The sequence below is a fragment of the Priestia sp. P5_B4 genome, from assembly GCF_056400385.1.
On the sequence record NZ_JBFULJ010001335.1, the window covers coordinates 1 to 733 of the forward strand.

A 733-nucleotide genomic window follows, 5' to 3' on the forward strand; every position below is an offset into this window, starting at 1 on the left:
AATTAGTAATGGAGAGAAGACTATGAAAAACCGTAAATCAACTTCTGCAGCTAATCGCCGTCAACAGCGCGTGTGTTTAGGTGATGAACGATTATTTGCAGTTGGTATTAAAGCGTTTATTGACAATACGCATGAAGCACACCTAGACAAAAAAGGAGGTCATTGAGTGAAATGGTACTTGTCAATTATCATTATTGTTTCCATTAATTTCTATGGTATTCAGGCGGATGCTGCAAAGAAGAGCAGATTTTATTATGAAAAAAAAGGAGATATCGTGTGGGAAGTTCCCATGAAAGACGAGAAGTTAATTGCGCTTACATTTGATGATGGACCAGATCCTAAATATACGCCGACCATTTTGAATTTATTGCAAGAGTACGGTGCCAAAGCAACTTTTTTTGTAGTCGGAGATCGAGTAACGTCGTTTCCCAAGCTTGCTCAAAGAGAAGTTCGTGAAGGGCATGAACTTGCTAATCATACATATAGCCATTTGAAAGTAAGGGGTCAGGAAGTAGAGAGAATTGAACAAGAAATTGAAAAAGCGGATGAACGTATACAAGCTATTACAGGAATAAAACCTTACCTGTTTCGTCCACCTACTGGCTATTATGACGATCGGGTAGTAAAAGCTGCTAAAAATCAGCAGTATACCATTATTCTTTGGTCTTGGCATCAAGATACATTTGATTGGAGAAATCCAGGCGTAGGTAAAATTGTAAGTCAAGTGCTTAAC

At 38.3% G+C, this 733-nt stretch carries 1 protein-coding gene; it reads left to right on the forward strand.

Annotated features, from left to right (window positions below; genetic code table 11):
- Positions 1–166: 166 nt before the first annotated feature.
- Positions 167–733, forward strand: a 567-nt coding sequence (locus AC1DRF_RS30820; protein ID WP_477742677.1) for a polysaccharide deacetylase family protein, incomplete at its 3' end; no start/stop codon positions are given.